This is a genomic window from Nocardia sp. CA-128927, from assembly GCF_050955855.1.
In the GTDB taxonomy this organism is placed as follows: domain Bacteria; phylum Actinomycetota; class Actinomycetes; order Mycobacteriales; family Mycobacteriaceae; genus Nocardia.
The window spans coordinates 3,082,910-3,100,539 of record NZ_CP192087.1; the positions used below are offsets into that span (position 1 = coordinate 3,082,910).

Below are 17,630 nucleotides of genomic sequence, written 5' to 3' on the forward strand. Positions count from 1 at the left end.
AGTTTCTGGCCCGTATTTCGGCAGATACGGCTGACCGATGCCGCACGTTGTGCTTCCAGAGGATCATTGGCGAAGGTGCGAAGGTTCCCGTGGCGTAACGGAATCTGGCGCGGGAACGGTGTGGACGTCGTGAGGCTCGCAAAAGGGGGGAACACTGCGATCACCGCCCCCGCAGTGACCGTGACGCTTGAATGGGGTTCTCGGCATGAGGTAGATCCTCAGGCACTGCTACTGGCCGAGTCCGGGAAGATCCGGACCAACGACGACTTCGTTTTCTACAACGCTGCGCAGCACCCATCGGGCGCGGTCTCGCTCGACGAGTCCGCGACCGGACGCGCGGTCTTGACGGTCTCGCTGGCTGCCGTCGAAGCGGGCGTTTCCCGAATCGTTGTGTCCGGATCGGTCGACCAGGGATCGTTCCGTGATGTCTCCGATCTCACGCTGAACGTGCGCGCAGGGGACAGCACGCTGGTCTTGTTCGACATCGCGCAGTCAGATGCCGTGACCGCGATGGTGCTTGGCGAGTTCTACCGGCGCGACGACGTATGGAAGTTCCGGGCTGTCGGTCAGGGCTGGGTCAGCGGGCTGCGCGGACTTGCCGAGGAGTTCGGTGTTGAGGTTGATGATGCGCCCGACACGCCATCACCCACTGCCGCATCCAATTACGGAGCGCCGCAAGAACTCCAGCCACAGATTGCGCCGGGGTGGTATCCGGATTCGACCGATGCGAGTCAGGTGCGCTGGTGGAACGGCACCACGTGGACCAACGATAGAAGACCGGCGTTTCCAGCGGATCCGGCACTGTGCGAACGCTGTGGGCGGACCAAACGAGTCGCCCGGTTCGGCAGTCCGCCACCGTGCCGTTGGTGTGAGGCCGACGTCAACGGATTCCTGGAGACATGGCGATCCCAGGTCTGGCAGGTACTGATCACCTCAGGGCCGCGCGGTGCCGCGTGGGATGAGTTGTGGGTCTCCTTGCGCTTCCAGCGGATTCATGAGGCCAGTGGTCGAGAGGCATTGCGCCCAATCGCAGTCGCGTACCTGGAGCGAGTGGTCGCGTTTGCGTTCGCTGACAACGAGATCGAAGAGCATGAGCTCGATGGCTTTGCCCGGGCGGTGACCGATCTGCAATCGGCCGTTGATCTCGGCTTCGCCCAACATCATATCGATGCGCTTCGTCAACGTATGCTCCGTGGCCGATCGCTCACCCAAGTACGTACCGGCGAACTGCCTCGCATACACCGACCCGACTTGCACTTCGAAGCCGACGAAACGTTGTACATCGATGTCAACGCGGCGCAGATCAAATACTTGGCCAGCGGGCCACGGCACACCAGCGGCAGGCTGATCGGCACCAGCAAGAAACTCCGATTCGTCGGCGCGGGCGCGGGCACCGAGCTGCCCTGGTCGAAAATAGTCTCGATAGCCAGCGAGTACGGGAACGTCATCATTTCTGCGACCACTGCCCGCGGCGGTGGCACCTACAGCCTTCCCGATCCGGAGTATGTCGCAGCTGTCCTCGAAGGCGCCCTGAGGATCGCGAAGCGACTGGTACTTGCCCCCGGTCAACGAGACACCCGATCGATCCCGCCAGACGTGAAAGCCGAAGTATGGCAACGAGATGGGGGACGCTGCTGCCAATGCGGCGACACTCACTACCTCGAGTTCGATCACGTCATCCCGTTGAGTCGCGGCGGTGCGACAAGTGTTGCGAACCTGCAGATCCTTTGTCGCAGATGCAATCTCGAAAAGGGTGCGCGTATCTGACCGCAGCTCTACTGGCCAGTGGTGTGATCTCGCGGAGAAGCCGGTGATCGGTGGTGGCCACGCTGGGTTCGGTGGGTGGGTCGGAGACTTCACTGGACGTTATTCAACCGTGCTGAACAGCCCTATCTTGAAGGACCCACTCTGGTCGCCTGCAGCAGGCTGACCGGCCTCCCCGCCAGCAGCATCAACCGAGCCCTCAATCGGCGTGGCATACCGATGCGACGAGCAGGCCGACCCCGCGCCAGCGCTCGCTGATAAAGACCAGCTGTTTCGGCGTGGCGATACGCCGCCGGACTGGCCAAATCACCACACCGCCTGGCCAATCCGTCACGCAGGCATGGGTGGCGCGTGGGTCGCGAGACAGATGAGGGAATGCCGGTTGCCGTCAGCCGAGGGAGCGCCAGAAGTCGAGACGATGCTCCTTGTCGAATGCAGTCTGCCCGATCGTGTCCGGCGCGAGCGATTGGGTGTCCGAGGTGGCGCTACCCGCCCGTGGCCACTGCGGTGTTGCCGGGCCGTTCGGATCGCCGGTGCGCGCGAACTGTGCCCAGTACCGGATCATGGTGTCGGACAGTTGTTTCTGCGGGTCCGAAAGCTGACCGGTGAAGTAGTCGGCGCCGAAGAGATATTGCAGCTCCGCGGCGTGGAACGCGCCGGTGGGGAAGCTGGGTGCGGGGACGGTCTGCACCCAGGGTGCCTGGTCGTCGGCGAACTCGAACGAATAGGTCGGAACCTGTTCGGCCAGAAGGCGACTGATTTGCCCGACCGAGGACGCCCAGATGCCGTCGGTGACCACCGCGGCCAATGCGAGACTCACCGAGCCGTAGTCACGAAGCGGGTACCTGTCGAGGATCTGCGGTGCGCGCCCGGCACCGTAGATGGCTTCGATCTCCCGCGGATAGTCCGTGTCCTGAAAGAGCGGTCTGCCCTGCAGTTCGGCGCCCGCCACGAACATCCGGTGCTCATCTCGGGTCATCCCGTTCAGCACCGGGACATGGTTGAACCGGCCGGTGGCGATCGCCTGCTCCGGCGGCTGCGGTAGCGCTCCGCCGCCGCCGAACACCGGGCCCCATCCGTAACGCGATTGGGGGAGTAGCTCGGTCGTCGATCTGCCGCGCAAACAGGTTGCCGCGGTTGCCGGATCGGAGCAGCCGAGTAGGTCGGCGACCGTGAGACTTTGCCGCCGGGCCTCTTCGCGTGAGCGCGGCAGCCAGTTGCCCGCGGTGTCGGTCCACGTCGCGGTGCATGGGCCGCTTTGAATGACCGCGCGCTGGAACAGGCCGGCCGAAGCCGGTGCCGCCAGATGCGAGCATGCGCTCACACCGCCGGCCGATTCGCCGAACACAGTCACTCGGTTCGGGTCGCCACCGAAGGCGGCCGCGTTGTCCTTTACCCAGCGCAGCGCCGCTTGCTGGTCCTCGAGCCCGAAGTTTCCCGATGGCTGTTCCGCGTCGAGCGCGGGGTGTGCCAGGAACCCGAATATGCCGAGCCGGTAGTTCACCGTCACCACTACAACCTCCCCCTCGGTGGCCAGGCGGCGGGCGTCGTAGATGCTGCCCGAGCCCTGCGTAAATCCGCTGCCGTGAATCCAAACCATCACCGGCAGAGGCTGTTTCGGCGCCGGACCGGGTGTGGTTACGTTGAGGTACAGGCAATCCTCGCTGTCGCTGGGCTGCTCGCCGATAAACCCGGCGTTCTGCGCGCACGCTTTACCCGGCGCGGTCGCGTCCCGCGTGCCCGACCATGGCGTCGCGGGACGGGGCGGTGCCCACCGCAGCTCGCCGACCGGTGGTGCCGCGTATGGGATCCCTTGGAACGTGCGGTGATCGCTCGCGACCACTCCGTGCAGCGCACCGGTTGTGGTCTGGATGACCGCGGAACCCCGGTCGCTTGTCGCGGTGCCGCAGCCCGCGATGACTAGGCAAGCCGCTAACCAGTGTGCGTACTTTGTACGAGTCATAATATCACCGTACATGCAGCGTCACTATCTGTAATGTGCTGGGCAACATAGCTTTTCGTCACGAATCGAGTTCGTGACGAAAAGGGGTCAGGCAATAAGTGCCGCAATGCCGTCGAGCATGCGGTGGAGTCCGAACTCGAAAATGTTCGCGGGTTCGGCGGCCCGGTATTCTGCGGCACCGAACTGCGACACCATGGGCAGCCGGGCGGTGGGCAGGATGCGATCGATGCTGTTCTGTTTTGCGTCGAACCACTGTTGACGAGTGCGCCGGGTTGCTCGTGCGGACCGCCGCTCGTACGCGAGTGGTACCGCAGCGCTCTGCAGATAGGTGCCGACCATAATGGCCACCTGGACTTTCGTGACGAACTCCAGCTCGAGGCCGTCGAGCGCGCGGATCCGCCAATCGGTGTAGGCCATGAGGTTCGGGGCAAGGGGCGGCCGGGTGGTCGCGGCAACGAGCTGGGCGACCCACGGATGGTCGCGGTAGAGCTGCCATTCCTGCCGCGCGGACAGTTCCAGCTTGGCCCGCCATCCATCAGGGCCGGGCTCGGGCAAGGCAATTTCGCCGTATGCCGCGTCCACGATCAGGTCGTTCAGCTCCTCACGACCGGCAACGTAGCGATACAGCGACATCGTGCCGACGCCGAGCCGCAGGGCGGTGCTGCGCATCGTGACCGCCTCGCTGCCGCCCTGATCGGCTATTTCAGTGGCGGCCCGCACAATGTGCGAGAGGGTCAACGAGAGTCCGGAACTGCCCGGCCCATTTCTCGAGTGCTCGCCGAGGTCGGTCTTCGCCGCCGCGGGATCATCTGCCGAGCTATCGCTGGTCGGGCCGCTGGGCGCGATGTTGTCACCTGCGGAGCCGTCCGCGACCCGGGCTCGGTAGGCCCGCGCCCGGCAGGCGCGCGAGCAGTACCGCGGTGGTCGGCCCCTGGTTGCCGGACGCAGCTCGCGTCCACAGATCACGCAGGTGGGCAACGAACAATCTCCTCGATTTCGTCACGAATTCGGCTCGTGTCAAGGGCATGATCCACGAACGGCTAGCCGACGACTGGCGGGCGGGTGCCCTTGAGACCATCAGCCACATGCCGCTAGGGTCGGCGAGAATCTTGCGCTATCCCCTGGAAGTTCCCATGCCTCGCCGATCACCGGGTGAGATCAGATCACAGCTACCGCTACGCAGCACGCATGCCCGACCAGCAGCTATCTACCGACGATCGCCTGTCATACGTCGGCTCTCGCCCGCCGCGAATCGCCAGATCGCCGATTTCGAACGCTCTCACGGCCTGCACGGGTCCGTCGCGCATGCCTTCCGGCGATGGGCCGACACGGGTCGGCGTTCACGTCGAGTCCTGGCGCCCGACTACGGACATGACGACTCGAACCTACACAGCGGCGATTACCACATCAGGACGCTGCTCGAACGGGCCGCTTGTTCTCTCCGGTCCCGGGCCCAACGAGAACTACGAAGAGAACTCGGACCGCTCGACGATCGCGTCATCGCCCGGACAGTCAACGATCCGTTCGCCCCGCACGACCTCCCATGGTGGAAACGGCGGATCGAGATCTGAACCATTGGTGACTCATCCCTCGCAGGTATAGCGAAATGGAGCGTCGCTGAACACATCCGGTGAAAAGACGATCCGATCACAACCGGTTCGGAGTCGAACTCGAAGACGTGAAACAGGTCGAACGATGTGCGGGCAATGATGGTCGGCGATGCGCAGGAGGGTTTGCCAGGATCTTTCGGGGCTCGTAAACGGCAGACAGACACTGATAGGCTGGCGACCCGCCTCCGAACGCGGGGAGCTCGGACACAGATCGCGCGAGTGGATAAATCGTTGGCCGAGAAGGTATTTGAAGAGAAGTCACCCGTATCGGAATGTGTGTGAGCAGGGCGGATCAGACGCCGAGCTGGGTACGGGTCGCCGGGTTGCTTGCCATCCCTGTGCTATTTGCCGCAGCGATCGCGGCATGGTTCATTGCCGGGCCCGGCGGTTTGGCAGTCCGCTTTTACCGACTCGACGACATCCCCTTCGCGGCGGCCCCGATATCCTGGACGATCGCCGTGTGCTCTGCTTTGCGTGCGACCCTAGGCTGTCTCGGTACCGCAAGTGGGTGTGGAGAACCTTTGTTGCCGTCGTGACGCTGGTGACGATACCGCTATGGATGTTGATGTCGTTCATAGCTGCCTGGACCCCCGATGACGGCAATGTCAAGGACATCGTGCTGAGCCCCGACGGCCGCCACGAAGCGGTCGTGGTGCCTTACCACGACTTCGACTCCGGCTGCCGCGTATGGCTTCGAGAGCGCGGCGGGCTGTTCAGCAGGCAGGCACTGGTGTGGGTCGAGTACGAAGGACCCTGCCCCGCACAGATATCGTTCATAGGTGACAGCACGATCAGCGTCACCGAATTGCGCGGTGGGAAGACCCTGACGACGACCTTCGATCCCGACCGAACCTCCGTCGCCGCCGTGTTGTACTCGTAGCGAAGCTGCTCGTTCTCGATCCACAATCGCCGCTCCTCCGCCCCGCCACGGGACCCGGCCGGACCGCTGGGGCGCGGCTCGAGATGTCTTACGTCAAGCGGGAGACAGGGCCTCCGCGGCTGGTGTCCGTATCCATCCGAGGCCGACCGAACGCACGCTCAGCCACTGGGGGTGCGGGCCGCCGGATCTCCAGGAGACCTGAGGCCGTGAACTTTCGGACGAGGTCCGAGTCGGTGATGACCTCGAGGAACTTCTCGACATGGACCGAATTGTCGCGGGCGTGCACTGTCAATTCCCGGCGAATCGGACGGGACAGTCGGACTATGGACAGCAGCCTGGCCGATCCGTGTAGCGCCATTTTCGGTACCAGTGCGACACCGACGCCATGCTCGACGAGGTTCAGTGCGGTGGTGACGTCGGGTGCGCGGACAGCGAACCGCGCGTGCACACCCGCCCGGCCTGCTTCGCGCGAAATGATATCGGTGAGATCGGAATTCGAGCCGCAGCGGATCCACGGCGCCTCGACCAGTTGTTTCCACGAGCCGTCGAAGCTGCTGCGTTGGCTGGGATGGCAGACGACGACGAGTTCTTCTTCGCCCAAGGAGTGCACGATCCGCGAGTCGGACTGTTCGAGCGGTCCGACGGCGAGATCGAGTGCGCCCTCTTGCAACGCCGCGTTGAGCTCATTGAGATCGTCGAACGCCCGGACCTCGACGTTGTCCATCTGTTGTTTGTGGCGCAGTCGGTAGATGAGGGGTGTCAGCAGTTTCTGGGCGATCGTCGGGGTGGTGCCGATGGTCATCATGCCCTCGCCGAAGGTTTGTCCCATGGCGATTGCTTGCTGGGCGGACTCGACGACAATCGAGGCCTGGGCGAAGAATTCCCGGCCGAACTTGGTGAGCCTCGAACGGCGTGATCGTGGATCGAACACCTTCTGGCCGAGAGTGGACTCCAGCGCATCGATCTGTTGCGACATCGCCGACGGTGTTATTCCGAATCGCCTGGCGGCGGCCGAGAGTGAGCCGAGTTGGACTGTGTTCACAAAGTAATCGAACTGTCGCAGCGTGATTGCATTGGAGGTCAGTAAGTGGCAGTCGGACATCGGCAACCTTTGTCTAGAGCCGTCGGCTCATTCACAGCACATTCGGTCCAGTCACTCGGGAGAGCGACAATCCGGTGCACGTCGTACACACCAATCGCGGGTGCCTGGTCCGGCGTCAGTTCTCAGGGATCAGGAGCGGTTGGATCGACGAGCTGGTAGCACCGCCGGATTTGACAGAGGAGGCGCCACCCGCGCGCTTGCTGATGTCATCGAGGCAGGCGGCGCTGTCGGCAGTAGGAGGGCTACGCGCATCCTGTGGCCGGTTTCGATGGTGGCGATCCTCGGGCAATCACCGACCCGTGCGCGCGACCGCTGGCTCCTGCCCGCATGATGCGTCTCCGTCCTGCCGAAGCCTCAGCTCCGGCCTTCGCTCCGCAGGCTCGTGGCCTGGGATTTGTCCTGATCACGCCGAACCGCGCCGCGGATCGAACGCAACGGAAACACTGTCGTACCTAAACAATGGTGGACTGTTTCCCTCATCACCTCGGTACGCAATAGAGGCGCCAGCAACCACAGCGACCAGCCGATCTCGGATACGCTGCCCTCGATGATTGCGCGCAACGCTGGTTCGGCCACCCGGCTACCTCCGGGCCGGCACAAACTTGCCCGCGACACCGTCGTCACCTCGCAACGGGAACGAATTCACCGCGCGGCTTTCGAGCAGATCGCCACCCACGGCTATCACGGCACGTCGGTCGCCGCGATCGTTGCCGCCGCGGGAGTCTCCCGGCGGACCTTCTACGAGTTCTTCACCAACAAGCAAGACTGTTTCCGCGCAGCCTGCGACTACTTCGTCGCCGCACTCGACACCGAACTCCGCACGCGCGCCGCATCATTGGACACCCGTCACTGGCGCACCCTCGTTCACGACTCGCTCGAGCTGTACCTGACCGCGCTCGCCGATAACCCCGCAATCGCGCAAGCGCTGCACGTCGAAACACTCGTCGCCGGCCGCGAACTCGCCGAACAACGAGCTCAGGTTCAAGCGATCCTTGCCGACCGAATGCGCCGAGCCCACCGCCTGGCCCGCCAACAGCAACCCACACTCCCGACCCGACCCGACGAGACCTTCGACTTCATCATCGGCGGCATCGACGACCGCGTCCGCCACTGCCTGCAAACCCGCGGCCCCGCACACCTACCGACCCTGCTGCCGTTGCTCAACTCCGCCACACTCGACCTATTCGGCGCCACCGAACATCTGTGAACCGGACCGCGTGCCTCCCGGATGGTCCCCGAGATGGGTATCACCAGGTGGCGATCAGATCGAGTTGATGGGATATTCCGGCGGCGGCTAGGTGACCCAGCCGGACGTTCGGGGGCGTGGCTTCGGGTCGGGCGTACCTGACGGGGGTGCCAAGATCGAGCTGCAGGATGTATCGGTGGTAGCAAGTTGACCGGCTTCCCCGCCAGCAGCAGCAACCGCGCGCTCAACAAACGCGGCGCCCCGATGCGACCAGCCGGGCGACCCCGCACTCGTTGGTAGAACCCGAATGTTCACACATGGCGACACGCCGAACATGCGGATAGATTTTGACGTTCCAGCAACTGATCAGCGACGAAGATTGAACTGCACCGGATTTCGTCGCAATGCGAATTGCTTTTGCTGGATCGGACTGGGAGGGTCTCGGGTTCTCGGTCCACTTGCGGATGTCTCTTTCCGTGTTGGTTGACTAGTCGGGTGACCGGTGTGTTCATCAGGATCTGCGGCTTGAAGACCGCGTTGGATATCGAGACCGCTGTGACCTGCGGTGCCAACGCCGTAGGTTTCGTCTTCGCCCCGGGAAGCCCACGCACTATCGACGCGGCCACCGCGCGCCGCTTGGCCGAACGGGTGCCGCAGGATGTGCTCACTGTGGGCGTGTTCCGGGGACAGCCGATCGATGATGTACGCCGGTTCGCCGTGGAGAGTGGCGTGCGCGGCGTGCAGCTCCATGGCGAGGAGGGACCCGAGTACTTCGAGGCTCTGCGCGCGGCGGGCCGAACTCTGGTGCGAGCCACCGCGGCGCGCGCTCCGCGCTGCGGCGAGTACGGCGAGGACCTGTTACTACTCGATGCCCCTGATCCCGGCTCCGGTAAGCCATGGAACTGGGGCTCAGCGGAGTTCACCGCACCGGAAGGACGATGGCTACTGGCGGGCGGGCTGTCCCCGGTCAACGTGCGGCAGGCCATCGAGGCGACCGGCGCCTGGGGTGTGGACGTATCCAGCGGGGGGGGTAGAGCGCGAGCGAGGCATGAAGGCGCCGAACCTGATCCGAGCGTTCATCGAAGCGGCGCGCGGCTGACATGACCACTCGAGGGTTCGAGGGCCTGATCATGGGGTGGGGACGTGGGTGCGGGAGTCCTCGTGGTGAAACAGCGTGCGGGGTCGGCCGTATCGAGCGCGCTGTGAATCCCGTCCGTGGCGCCGAGGCCTGGTAACAACAGCGTTGGCGCGGTCGGTCACCGAGGGCTTGTGTCGTAGCGGTAAAAGCCTTCGCCGGTGGCGACACCGAGTTTGCCTTGGTCGAGGTAGTTGTCTTTGAGCCAGTTGGCGAGTTGCTTCTGGTGGTCGGTGCCGTTGGTGAGGATGTTGTAGGGGGTGTTCAGGCCGACGATGTCGAGCATTTGGCACGGGCCTACCGGCATGTCGGTGACGATTTTCCAGGTCTGGTCGACTGTCTCCGGTGTCGCGTATTCGTCGCCGACGAGTTCGATCGCCGACATCAGGAAGGCACGAGCAGGGAGTTGAGTACGTAGCCCGCTTTTTCCTTGTGGATCTCGACGGGCACCATCCCGATCGTGGCGGCGAAATCGACGACTGCCCGGAACACCTCGGGGTCGGTGTGGGTGGTGCCCATGACCTCGGCGATGTTGCGCTTCCAGATCTCGTTGGCGAAGTGCAGTGCCAGGAACTTGTCCGGTCGACCGGTGAATCCGGCGATCGCGGTGGGTAGCAGGGTGGAAGAGTTGGTGGCGAAGATGGTCCGTTCCGGCGCGATCGCGCTCAGTAGTTCGTAGGTGTGCTGCTTGATCGAGGGAACCTCGGGCACGGCCTCGATGACAAGGTCGGCATCGCGCACGGCTGCGCCCAGGTGCGTCGTCAACGTGATTGCTGCCGCGGCTTTTTCGGCCTTTCCGTCGTGTGCTCCCGGTACTTCGTCGCGGTAGATGGTCGCGAGTCCGGTGAAGCGGTCGCGGGCTGCGGCCAGGGCGTCGTCGGTGATGTCTTAGGCGGTGACGTCGAATCCGCTGAATGCGGTCTGATAGGCGATTTGTGCACCGAGGACGCCGGTGCCGAGAACGGTCACCTTCCGGATCTGGATGGTCATTTGTTCTCCTCTGAATTCAGCGGGCGTAGTTTGCGCGGGCTGTCGATGTGGGGTGTTCGTGCGGCACGGGGTGGCGGCTGAACGGTGGGTGCCGGTCGAAAAGGCTTGTGACACCGGCGCCGACGGCCACTGCAATCGCTGCGATGACGCCGATGTGCACCCAGGCCGAGCCGAGACCGGACAAGGGCGCGGAGTGGTAGTAGAGGATCGAGCGCAGGCCGGTGACGATGGGCCGCATGGGTTCGATCGTGGCGATGGCCGGAAGAAGGCCGGGGTGGCTTGCAAGGGGATGGTCCCGGCAGAGGTGGTCATCGCGAGTGCGACGAAGAAGAACATGTTGACCAACGGCCCGAGGGATCCGAAGACCGCGAAAACGGCCAGCGCGCCGATGCCGATCGCGGCGACGGTGGTGGTGGCAAACAGGTACAGCTGCCACGGCGCGGCGATCGGAACACCGAGCACAGGCCCGGCGACGAGTTGGACGAGCCCGGCAGCCAAGGGCGCGGCAGCGATCATGACGCCCCATTTGATGAGCAGCAGATGCAGCCGCGGCAGGTGAAGATAGTTGCGGCGCTGGACTTTCGGCCCGAACTCGCTGGGTTGGAAGCCGGTGGCCGCATCGATGGTCGGGTGGATCAGGGCGTCGGTGCGATGGTCGGGTGGGTCAGTGGTGTCTAGTCGGGGTGGTTGTTCGCGGTTGTTGGCTGGCAGCAGCGACAGCAGGTGGCGGACGTCGTCGAGGCATTCCTGTTCGGTGTCGTAGATTCGTGCGGCGAGACCTGACCGTGTCGCGTGGACGTCTGCGCCGCCGAGTTCGTCGTGGGTCACGCGGGCTCCGGTGACGGTATGGACGACGTCGCGGCCGGTGAGGAACATTTGGGCGCTGCCGCGGACCATGAAGATGAAGTCGGTGAGGGCGGGGGAGTAACTGGCCCCGCCCGCGCAAGGGCCGAGTATGACGCTGATCTGGGGTATGACGCCGGATGCGGCGACGTTTCGGGTGAATATGCCGCCGTAGCCGGCCAGCGCCGAGATGCCTTCTTGGATACGGGCTCCGGCTCCATCGTTCAGGCTCACCAGTGGTGCGCCGGTGGCGAGGGCGAGGTCCATCACCTTGTGAATCTTCTGCGCGTGCGCTTCGCCGAGCGAGCCGCCGTAAATACGGAAATCGTGGGCGTAGACGAATACCGTTCGGCCCCATACGGTTCCCCAGCCGGTGACCACGCCGTCGGTGTACAAGCGGTTGTTCTCCAGCCCGAACCCGGAGGTATGGTGGCGCCGCAGCGGTTCGAGCTCGGTGAACGAACCGTCGTCGAACAACAGATCCAGCCGCTCACGTGCGGTGAGTTTCCCTCGCGCATGCTGCCATTGGGTGGCGTCGTCGCTCGGCCCACGCTCGGCGAGTTCGTGCAGGCCACGCAGGCGGGCGATCCGGCCGCACCAATCGTCGGGGTCATACCCGCTCCGCGGATCCGCATCGGCCCGCGGGCTCGTTGGATCGGTCATCGCGTACCCGCCTGTCGTATGCGGTGAGCCATGACTCCGATGGCTCCATCTCCCTGCGCTAACACGACAATAAGGCGACCTCGGCCTCATCGAGCCAAGTAAAGTTGGAGCCCAATCGCGGTCAGGTACGACCCACAAACCCACCGTGGTATTCGCCGGGCGATGGGTTGGTCATGCGAGTCCGGCGACGGTGAGTAGTTGGGCCAGGTCTCGCCTGATCAAGTGGTGGTCGCTGCGGGCGAGTTTCTTCAGGGTGTGGTGTGCCATCCAGTCGTAGCGGATGTCTTCGGCGCAGGCCCGTTCCGCTTGTTGCAGCGCGAAGACGGCGGCGAAGTCTTCCCTTCGCAGGGCGTAGGCGTAGGCGGTGGTCAGGTAATAGCCGACTCGAACGTTGACAGCGGTGCCCTCCGGTATATCTACGTTCGCGGCGAGCTTTATCGCGTGATCGATCTGGCCCAGCCGCACCGCGATGTTCATCGCGGTGATCGCTACTTCGATGCGCCCGAACCAGACTCTGTGGTCGGCAGCCGCGGTGTCGAGTTTTTCCGCGATCTGCTCGGCGTTCGCCATGAGGTCCTGTGATCTCGCCAGATCACCGGCACCGGCCGCGCCTTCGGCGGCGACCAATTGCAGTGCCCCGGAAAGCCTTTGGCCGGGCTCAGATTCGGTAGCCAGGTGCTGAGCCGCAGCGAGTGCGTAGTCTCGGCATTCGGCGTCATAGCCTAGCGATAACAACGCGCTGGCGACGTGCCAGGAGCTTGCGGCGGCAAGGGGCGTTCGGGCTGTTTGGGCGAGGATGCCGATCGGTCGGTCGGCGACCAGCCATGCGAGGTCGTAGTTCCCCACCCGAGTGAGCAGGATCCGTGCGAGGTGGTAGGCGCCGACCAGCAGCTCGCCGGCCTCCTCGACCGATCCGTTCGGCACTGCCTGTGCGGCCGAACGAATCGATCGCGCGGCGATCAGCACGCCGGGAAGTTGTTCGGCGAGTTCGGTATACCGACCGCTCGAGTTGAGCCAGGTGGCCCAGCACTCCTCGAGCGAGTTGCGCAGCGTAGCCAACGACGGCAACGCGTGCTCAGCCGCCGGGGCGAAGGCGCGGGTGGACGGATGGTCCATGATGGCTCGCCTCAGCGGAGTGAGCTGCAGGTCGATATCGCGCGCGGCAGAACGGGTGGAGGACGACCCGTCGATCAACTCCATCGGGTCGACGAAGCGGAGCACTTCGACGAGCCGGTAGCTGATCTGAATGCTGTCGAAGCGGGCCTGCCCCTGTTCGACCTGACGCAGCCACTCCTCGCTGCGGCCGATCAACTGCGCGACAACCTTACGAGAAAGGCCCCAGCCGTCGGCGGCGCAGCTCGATACGCTCGCCAACGGTCGATACACGACGATTCACTGTGGTCTGAACCCTTCGTCAGTGGCACGGTGATCGGGTGTTCTCCCGAGGACAACGGCTGTCGGTAGCAGATCCGACGACGTCTCCCTCACTACCCAATTTACTCGACAATTGTTGCGCTGGAGAAACTCTCACTGGGGATGCGAGGAGCTGTATGGTTGCTGCCAGCCGGCGTCCAGTCCAATCGGATCGGTACGCCATCGTACGGTGGCATCGTCGATATCGGTGGTCAGGACGCAAGGAATGTGCAGGTTGCACGACCGCCGAGGATGGACGATATCGACAACGGCCCGATCGCCGAGGCTGGTGTGACGATCGACCAAGCAAAGCTGGGACGGGCGGTCGGCGCGGTGGCCGAGGGCCCATTCCCATGCCCAGTTGCTGAGCCTTAATTTTGCGCCGCGCGTACGACGGCGTACACACGCGGCGTCATCTAATTACCCAGTGGCACTGGCCTGTTCGAGCGCCTCGCGACGCCACTGACTCGGCGTGACGCCGTAGGCCGCACGGAAGCGCCGAGTGAGATGTGCGGGATCTCGGAGGCCGCGATTGTAGGCGATCGCCGCGATCGAGCGGTGCCGGGTGTCTACTCGCGCGAGGTCGCTGCGCACGCGCTCCAGGCGCTGCCCGATGATCCACTGTTCGAGGCTGAAACCCGCGCGGGCGCACACCTTGTACAGGTGACGCACCGAGACGTTGTGGGCGCGAGCGATTCGGGCCGGATTCAAGTCCGGATCAGCCAGCCGGCGTTGCACGTAATCGCGAATCTGGGTCAGCAAGACATCCTGCGGAAGGGCCGTGCCATCCTCGTTTCCGCACGCAGCTGCGGACATCAGGAAAGCACGTGCCATTTCCAGGATGGAATCGCCCAGTTCCCGGGTTGCCGGGTCACCCTCCAGTGCGTCAGAGGAGGCGCATATCAGCGAAATGTGGTTGGCGAGCAAGTTGCATATCGGGCTGCTCTGGGGCCGCGACATAGCGGTGCGAATCGTTTCGGCCGACAGTCCCAGTTCGTCGGTCGGCAGCAGCAGGCATTCCGCTAGACCGCCGTGCCAGTCCAACTGGTACGGCAAATCGAGGTCCATGATGAACAGCTGACCCGCCCTCGTCTCGTGTTGAGTCTCCCCTTGCGTCAGGCGCGAGGTGTTGTGTATTTGCACGTTTATCGCGATGATCTGAGTCGGTGAATTTCGAATATGTTTGATTGTTCGGACCATGCTGAATCCAGAAAGCAACCACCGTTGTATACGGACCTGTCCGAATCTCCAGCCCTCATAATGCGCATAGGCCAGGTCGTCAGAAGTATTGTCCGCAACGCATGTAAACGCAGCAAATTTCCGAAGGGTTGCCGCCACCTCGCCCCGGTCGCAGCGATCGAACTGGTTGGTATCCAGAGCCACCGCTGTACCGCCCTCTACTTTGTGCTCAGCCGAGTTCAAGTGTGCACGCACGGTCGATGGATGTGCACTCACAATCAATTGTCGGGCCTTCGTGAGCCGTAGGGTTCGAATCGGGTAGATCACCGTCGTTGCAGAGCAGAGCACGGCGGCGAGCCGCCCACCGGATAATCACCTGGCACGGTGTTCTGGCAGTGTGGTCTGCTGCACGTCGATTGTGTCGTCGACGTGCAGCAGACGCAGGTCAGCGGCCTGCTGTTCGAGAGCCTCCCGGCGCAACCGGCTCGGGGTCAGGCCGTAGGCGGCATAGAGCCGCCGGGCGAAATGCGTGGGACTTCGGAAGCCGAGGCTGTAGGCGATTGCCCCGATCGAGCGGTGGCGCATGTCGAATCGAGCCAGGTCACTGTGCGCACGTTCCAGTCGCTGCGCAACGATCCACTTTTCGGGGCTGAACCCGGCGTCGGCACACACTTTGTACAGATGGCGGACCGAAATATGGTGGGCGCGGGCGATCTGAGCCGGGCTCAGGTTCGGATCACATAGCCTGCGATGTGCGTAGTCACGAATCTGGGTCAGCAGAATATCTCGAGGCAGGGCCGTGCCGTCCGGATTGCTCTGCCTGGCAGCTGACAGCAAGTAAGCGCGCACCATTTCTGCGAAAGCATCGCCAAGAGCCGGCGCCGCGGGATCGCCCTCGAGCGCGTCGCTGGAATCACTCATCAACGCAATTTGATTGGCGATCAATGGATACAGCGGGCTACATTGGGGGCGCAGTAGGGCGGCGCGAATTGTTTCGACCGACACATTGAGCTTATCGTGTGGAATGTGCACCGACGTCACCCGCCCGCCGATCCAGTCGAGCTCGTACTCCAGATCCAGATCCAGAAGATACAGCCGACCTGGGCGGAACTCAACTCGAGTATCGGCATGTGTCAGACGCGTCATGCCGCCCATCTGTAGCTGTACACAGAGCAACGGCGTGGGCGAACTTTTGATCTGTTCCGGCGTTCGGACCAAGCGGACATCGGAGAACGATCCTCGCTTTATATGAACATGTCCGAGGCGCCAGATATCGATATGTCCGAAAACTGCTCCGTATGGAGAAGTTCGGACGAGGTGTGACGGCGCAGAGGCCTCCTGCACAGCGGCCGCCAGCATGTCGAATCGGTCGCGCGGATCGGTCGAGTCGGTGTCCAGCATGACTGCCACAGCGCCTCCATACGTCGCTGAGTCGACTTCAGGGCTTGCACGTCGTGTCGATGACAGTGCACTGGCAATCGATTGTCGGACTCACGTGCGCCGTATGCGCCAAAACGGGCCGATTCCCTCATATCGTCGAAGTCGGCCGCTGCTAGGCATTTTCGGGACGAGTTCGCCCTTTGCCGCGTGTCTACCGGCTGATTGCCGTGTGGTCTGCGGGTCAGGGGTGGGCGACCTCGGTGGCGTGGAGGTTGCGCAGGGTGCCGTCGCCCGCCGCTGCTTGCGACGGGTAGAGCAGTTGCAGGCCCACGGGTAGCGGCTCGTTGGGGTCGATGGTGTGTTTGTCGTCGGGGGAGGCGATCACCACGGTTCCCTCGAGGCCGTCCCGGATCACCTGGTACCACTGGGTTTGCTGGGGGTTGACGCGCGTGCCAGGCGGGACATCGAAGGAGATCTGCCACCACACCACTCGCTCCTCGCGCGCGGCCAGGGTGAGGGTGTAGCTGACGACGTGCCCCTTCGCGTTGTCTGGGTAGGTTTGCTCCCAGCGCCCGATGACCTGCTGTTCGACAGTGATCCGGGGTTGTTCGACCGCGGCCACCTCGAGGTTCCGAATCTGGCAGGGCCCGCCCACCGCCGCGAGGCCCAGCTTGAGTGTTTCCGGCATCGCGAACTCATCGGGCAGTTCGGAGAAGTCGATGTCGAGCAGCCCTTCGCCTTCCGGCTTCGCTGTGCTGGAACGGCGCACGCTCAGGCGGCCGTCGATAAGGAGCACCTGGATATGTGCACCCTCTTCCCACGTGGCGTTGAACCCATCGGAGACTGAACTTCTCGAGAGCGTGGCGAATCCCGACGTCAGGTCACCGGCTCCGCGCAGGGATATCGAGGGGTTCCCCGTGAACCGGCTGCTGTTGCCGAAGCCGATGCCGATCCATCCCGCCGTGACGCCGGGGACTATTGGTGTGGCGTAAGAACTGGCGTAGCCAAGGCCCTCGGCGGAGCCGGGCTCGGTCGTGTGATCTCCGTTTATCAGGTAGAGGCCGAACCCCTCGCCCACGTCAGGCTCGGTGGTGGTCGCGTAGTCGAAGTCGATGATCAATCCCTGCGAGGGGGAGAACCGCTGGTCGAGGAATGCCGTACCTGGCACCTCGTTCGAACTCGTCCCCGCTGTGCGGAGTTGCAGGCACTTCCCGTCGAATTCCCCACCGCCGAACAGTTGCCAGTGGGGGTTGGCAGGCGAGGCCTCGGCGAACGATTCTGTGATCGGCAACGGTGACGGCTGCGTGGCGTCGGGCATCTGATCGGTCATGAACGCTCCCTTGTCCGATGTGGGACCGCATGCTCTCCTCCACTGCAGGACCCAGGCAGGTCACGATGCGAGTGGGGGATCATGGGGGTATGCGAATTACACTGTATCGCAAGATGATTCGCGACATCCTGAATTCGCGGGAACGATACGGAGCGGCATCGGACGGAGGGGATGTACTGCGCCGCAGCCGGT

At 63.7% G+C, this 17,630-nt stretch carries 11 protein-coding genes and 2 pseudogenes; 4 read left to right on the forward strand and 9 right to left on the reverse strand.

What is annotated here, in order from left to right; genetic code table 11:
• The first annotated feature begins 174 nt into the window (after positions 1 to 174).
• Positions 175 to 1,767 carry a TerD family protein gene (locus ACQPW1_RS14525; protein WP_433663245.1) on the forward strand — a complete coding sequence of 531 codons (1,593 nt, stop codon included), beginning with the start codon at positions 175 to 177 and terminating at the stop codon, positions 1,765 to 1,767.
• Between the two features lie 385 nt (positions 1,768 to 2,152).
• Here ACQPW1_RS14525 and ACQPW1_RS14530 read toward each other — a convergent pair whose 3' ends face one another.
• Positions 2,153 to 3,727 (reverse strand): carboxylesterase/lipase family protein, encoded by a 1,575-nt coding sequence (locus ACQPW1_RS14530; RefSeq protein ID WP_433663246.1) that lies wholly within the window; start codon positions 3,725 to 3,727, stop codon positions 2,153 to 2,155.
• A gap of 87 nt (positions 3,728 to 3,814) precedes the next feature.
• Complete coding sequence (locus ACQPW1_RS14535) at positions 3,815 to 4,705, reverse strand: TetR/AcrR family transcriptional regulator (protein WP_433663247.1); 891 nt, start codon at positions 4,703 to 4,705, stop codon at positions 3,815 to 3,817.
• Positions 4,706 to 5,902: 1,197 nt separating this feature from the next.
• On the opposite strand from ACQPW1_RS14535, the gene ACQPW1_RS14540 reads away from it, so the two are divergent.
• Positions 5,903 to 6,217, forward strand: coding sequence for a hypothetical protein (locus tag ACQPW1_RS14540; RefSeq protein ID WP_433663248.1), 315 nt, complete (start codon positions 5,903 to 5,905; stop codon positions 6,215 to 6,217).
• An 88-nt stretch (positions 6,218 to 6,305) separates the two neighbouring features.
• Here ACQPW1_RS14540 and ACQPW1_RS14545 read toward each other — a convergent pair whose 3' ends face one another.
• Positions 6,306 to 7,319, reverse strand: a complete 1,014-nt coding sequence (locus ACQPW1_RS14545) for a LysR family transcriptional regulator (RefSeq protein ID WP_433663249.1) — start codon at positions 7,317 to 7,319, stop codon at positions 6,306 to 6,308.
• 547 nt (positions 7,320 to 7,866) lie between these two features.
• Between ACQPW1_RS14545 and ACQPW1_RS14550 the strand changes: the two genes are divergently transcribed.
• Positions 7,867 to 8,526 carry a TetR/AcrR family transcriptional regulator gene (locus ACQPW1_RS14550; protein WP_433663250.1) on the forward strand — a complete coding sequence of 220 codons (660 nt, stop codon included), beginning with the start codon at positions 7,867 to 7,869 and terminating at the stop codon, positions 8,524 to 8,526.
• Positions 8,527 to 9,000: 474 nt separating this feature from the next.
• The gene (locus tag ACQPW1_RS14555) at positions 9,001 to 9,609 is read left to right on the forward strand and encodes a phosphoribosylanthranilate isomerase (protein WP_433663251.1); all 609 of its coding nucleotides are present in this window, start codon (positions 9,001 to 9,003) and stop codon (positions 9,607 to 9,609) included.
• A 152-nt stretch (positions 9,610 to 9,761) separates the two neighbouring features.
• On the opposite strand, the pseudogene ACQPW1_RS14560 reads toward ACQPW1_RS14555, so the two are convergent.
• The 6 genes and pseudogenes from ACQPW1_RS14560 to ACQPW1_RS14585 all read right to left on the reverse strand — a co-directional run bounded on the left by ACQPW1_RS14560 (position 9,762) and on the right by ACQPW1_RS14585 (position 17,438).
• Positions 9,762 to 10,630: pseudogene (locus tag ACQPW1_RS14560) on the reverse strand (3-hydroxyacyl-CoA dehydrogenase).
• 693 nt (positions 10,631 to 11,323) lie between these two features.
• Positions 11,324 to 12,226: pseudogene (locus tag ACQPW1_RS14565) on the reverse strand (carboxyl transferase domain-containing protein); the annotation flags it as partial.
• Between the two features lie 81 nt (positions 12,227 to 12,307).
• On the reverse strand, positions 12,308 to 13,522 hold the full coding sequence (locus ACQPW1_RS14570; RefSeq protein ID WP_433663252.1) for a hypothetical protein: 1,215 nt from the start codon (positions 13,520 to 13,522) through the stop codon (positions 12,308 to 12,310).
• 447 nt (positions 13,523 to 13,969) lie between these two features.
• Positions 13,970 to 14,932 (reverse strand): helix-turn-helix domain-containing protein, encoded by a 963-nt coding sequence (locus ACQPW1_RS14575; protein WP_433663253.1) that lies wholly within the window; start codon positions 14,930 to 14,932, stop codon positions 13,970 to 13,972.
• A gap of 168 nt (positions 14,933 to 15,100) precedes the next feature.
• Complete coding sequence (locus tag ACQPW1_RS14580) at positions 15,101 to 16,129, reverse strand: helix-turn-helix domain-containing protein (protein ID WP_433665232.1); 1,029 nt, start codon at positions 16,127 to 16,129, stop codon at positions 15,101 to 15,103.
• Between the two features lie 220 nt (positions 16,130 to 16,349).
• The gene (locus ACQPW1_RS14585) at positions 16,350 to 17,438 is read right to left on the reverse strand and encodes a hypothetical protein (protein ID WP_433663254.1); all 1,089 of its coding nucleotides are present in this window, start codon (positions 17,436 to 17,438) and stop codon (positions 16,350 to 16,352) included.
• Between the last annotated feature and the right edge of the window lie 192 nt (positions 17,439 to 17,630).

Coding starts and splice junctions, on each gene's coding strand:
- ACQPW1_RS14530 (WP_433663246.1), bottom strand. CDS start 3,727: ATGACTCGTACAAAGTACGCACACTGGTTAGCGGCTTGCCTAGTCATC.
- ACQPW1_RS14540 (WP_433663248.1), top strand. CDS start 5,903: ATGTCGTTCATAGCTGCCTGGACCCCCGATGACGGCAATGTCAAGGAC.
- ACQPW1_RS14580 (WP_433665232.1), bottom strand. CDS start 16,129: ATGCTGGACACCGACTCGACCGATCCGCGCGACCGATTCGACATGCTG.
- ACQPW1_RS14585 (WP_433663254.1), bottom strand. CDS start 17,438: ATGACCGATCAGATGCCCGACGCCACGCAGCCGTCACCGTTGCCGATC.
- ACQPW1_RS14550 (WP_433663250.1), top strand. CDS start 7,867: ATGATTGCGCGCAACGCTGGTTCGGCCACCCGGCTACCTCCGGGCCGG.
- ACQPW1_RS14545 (WP_433663249.1), bottom strand. CDS start 7,319: ATGTCCGACTGCCACTTACTGACCTCCAATGCAATCACGCTGCGACAG.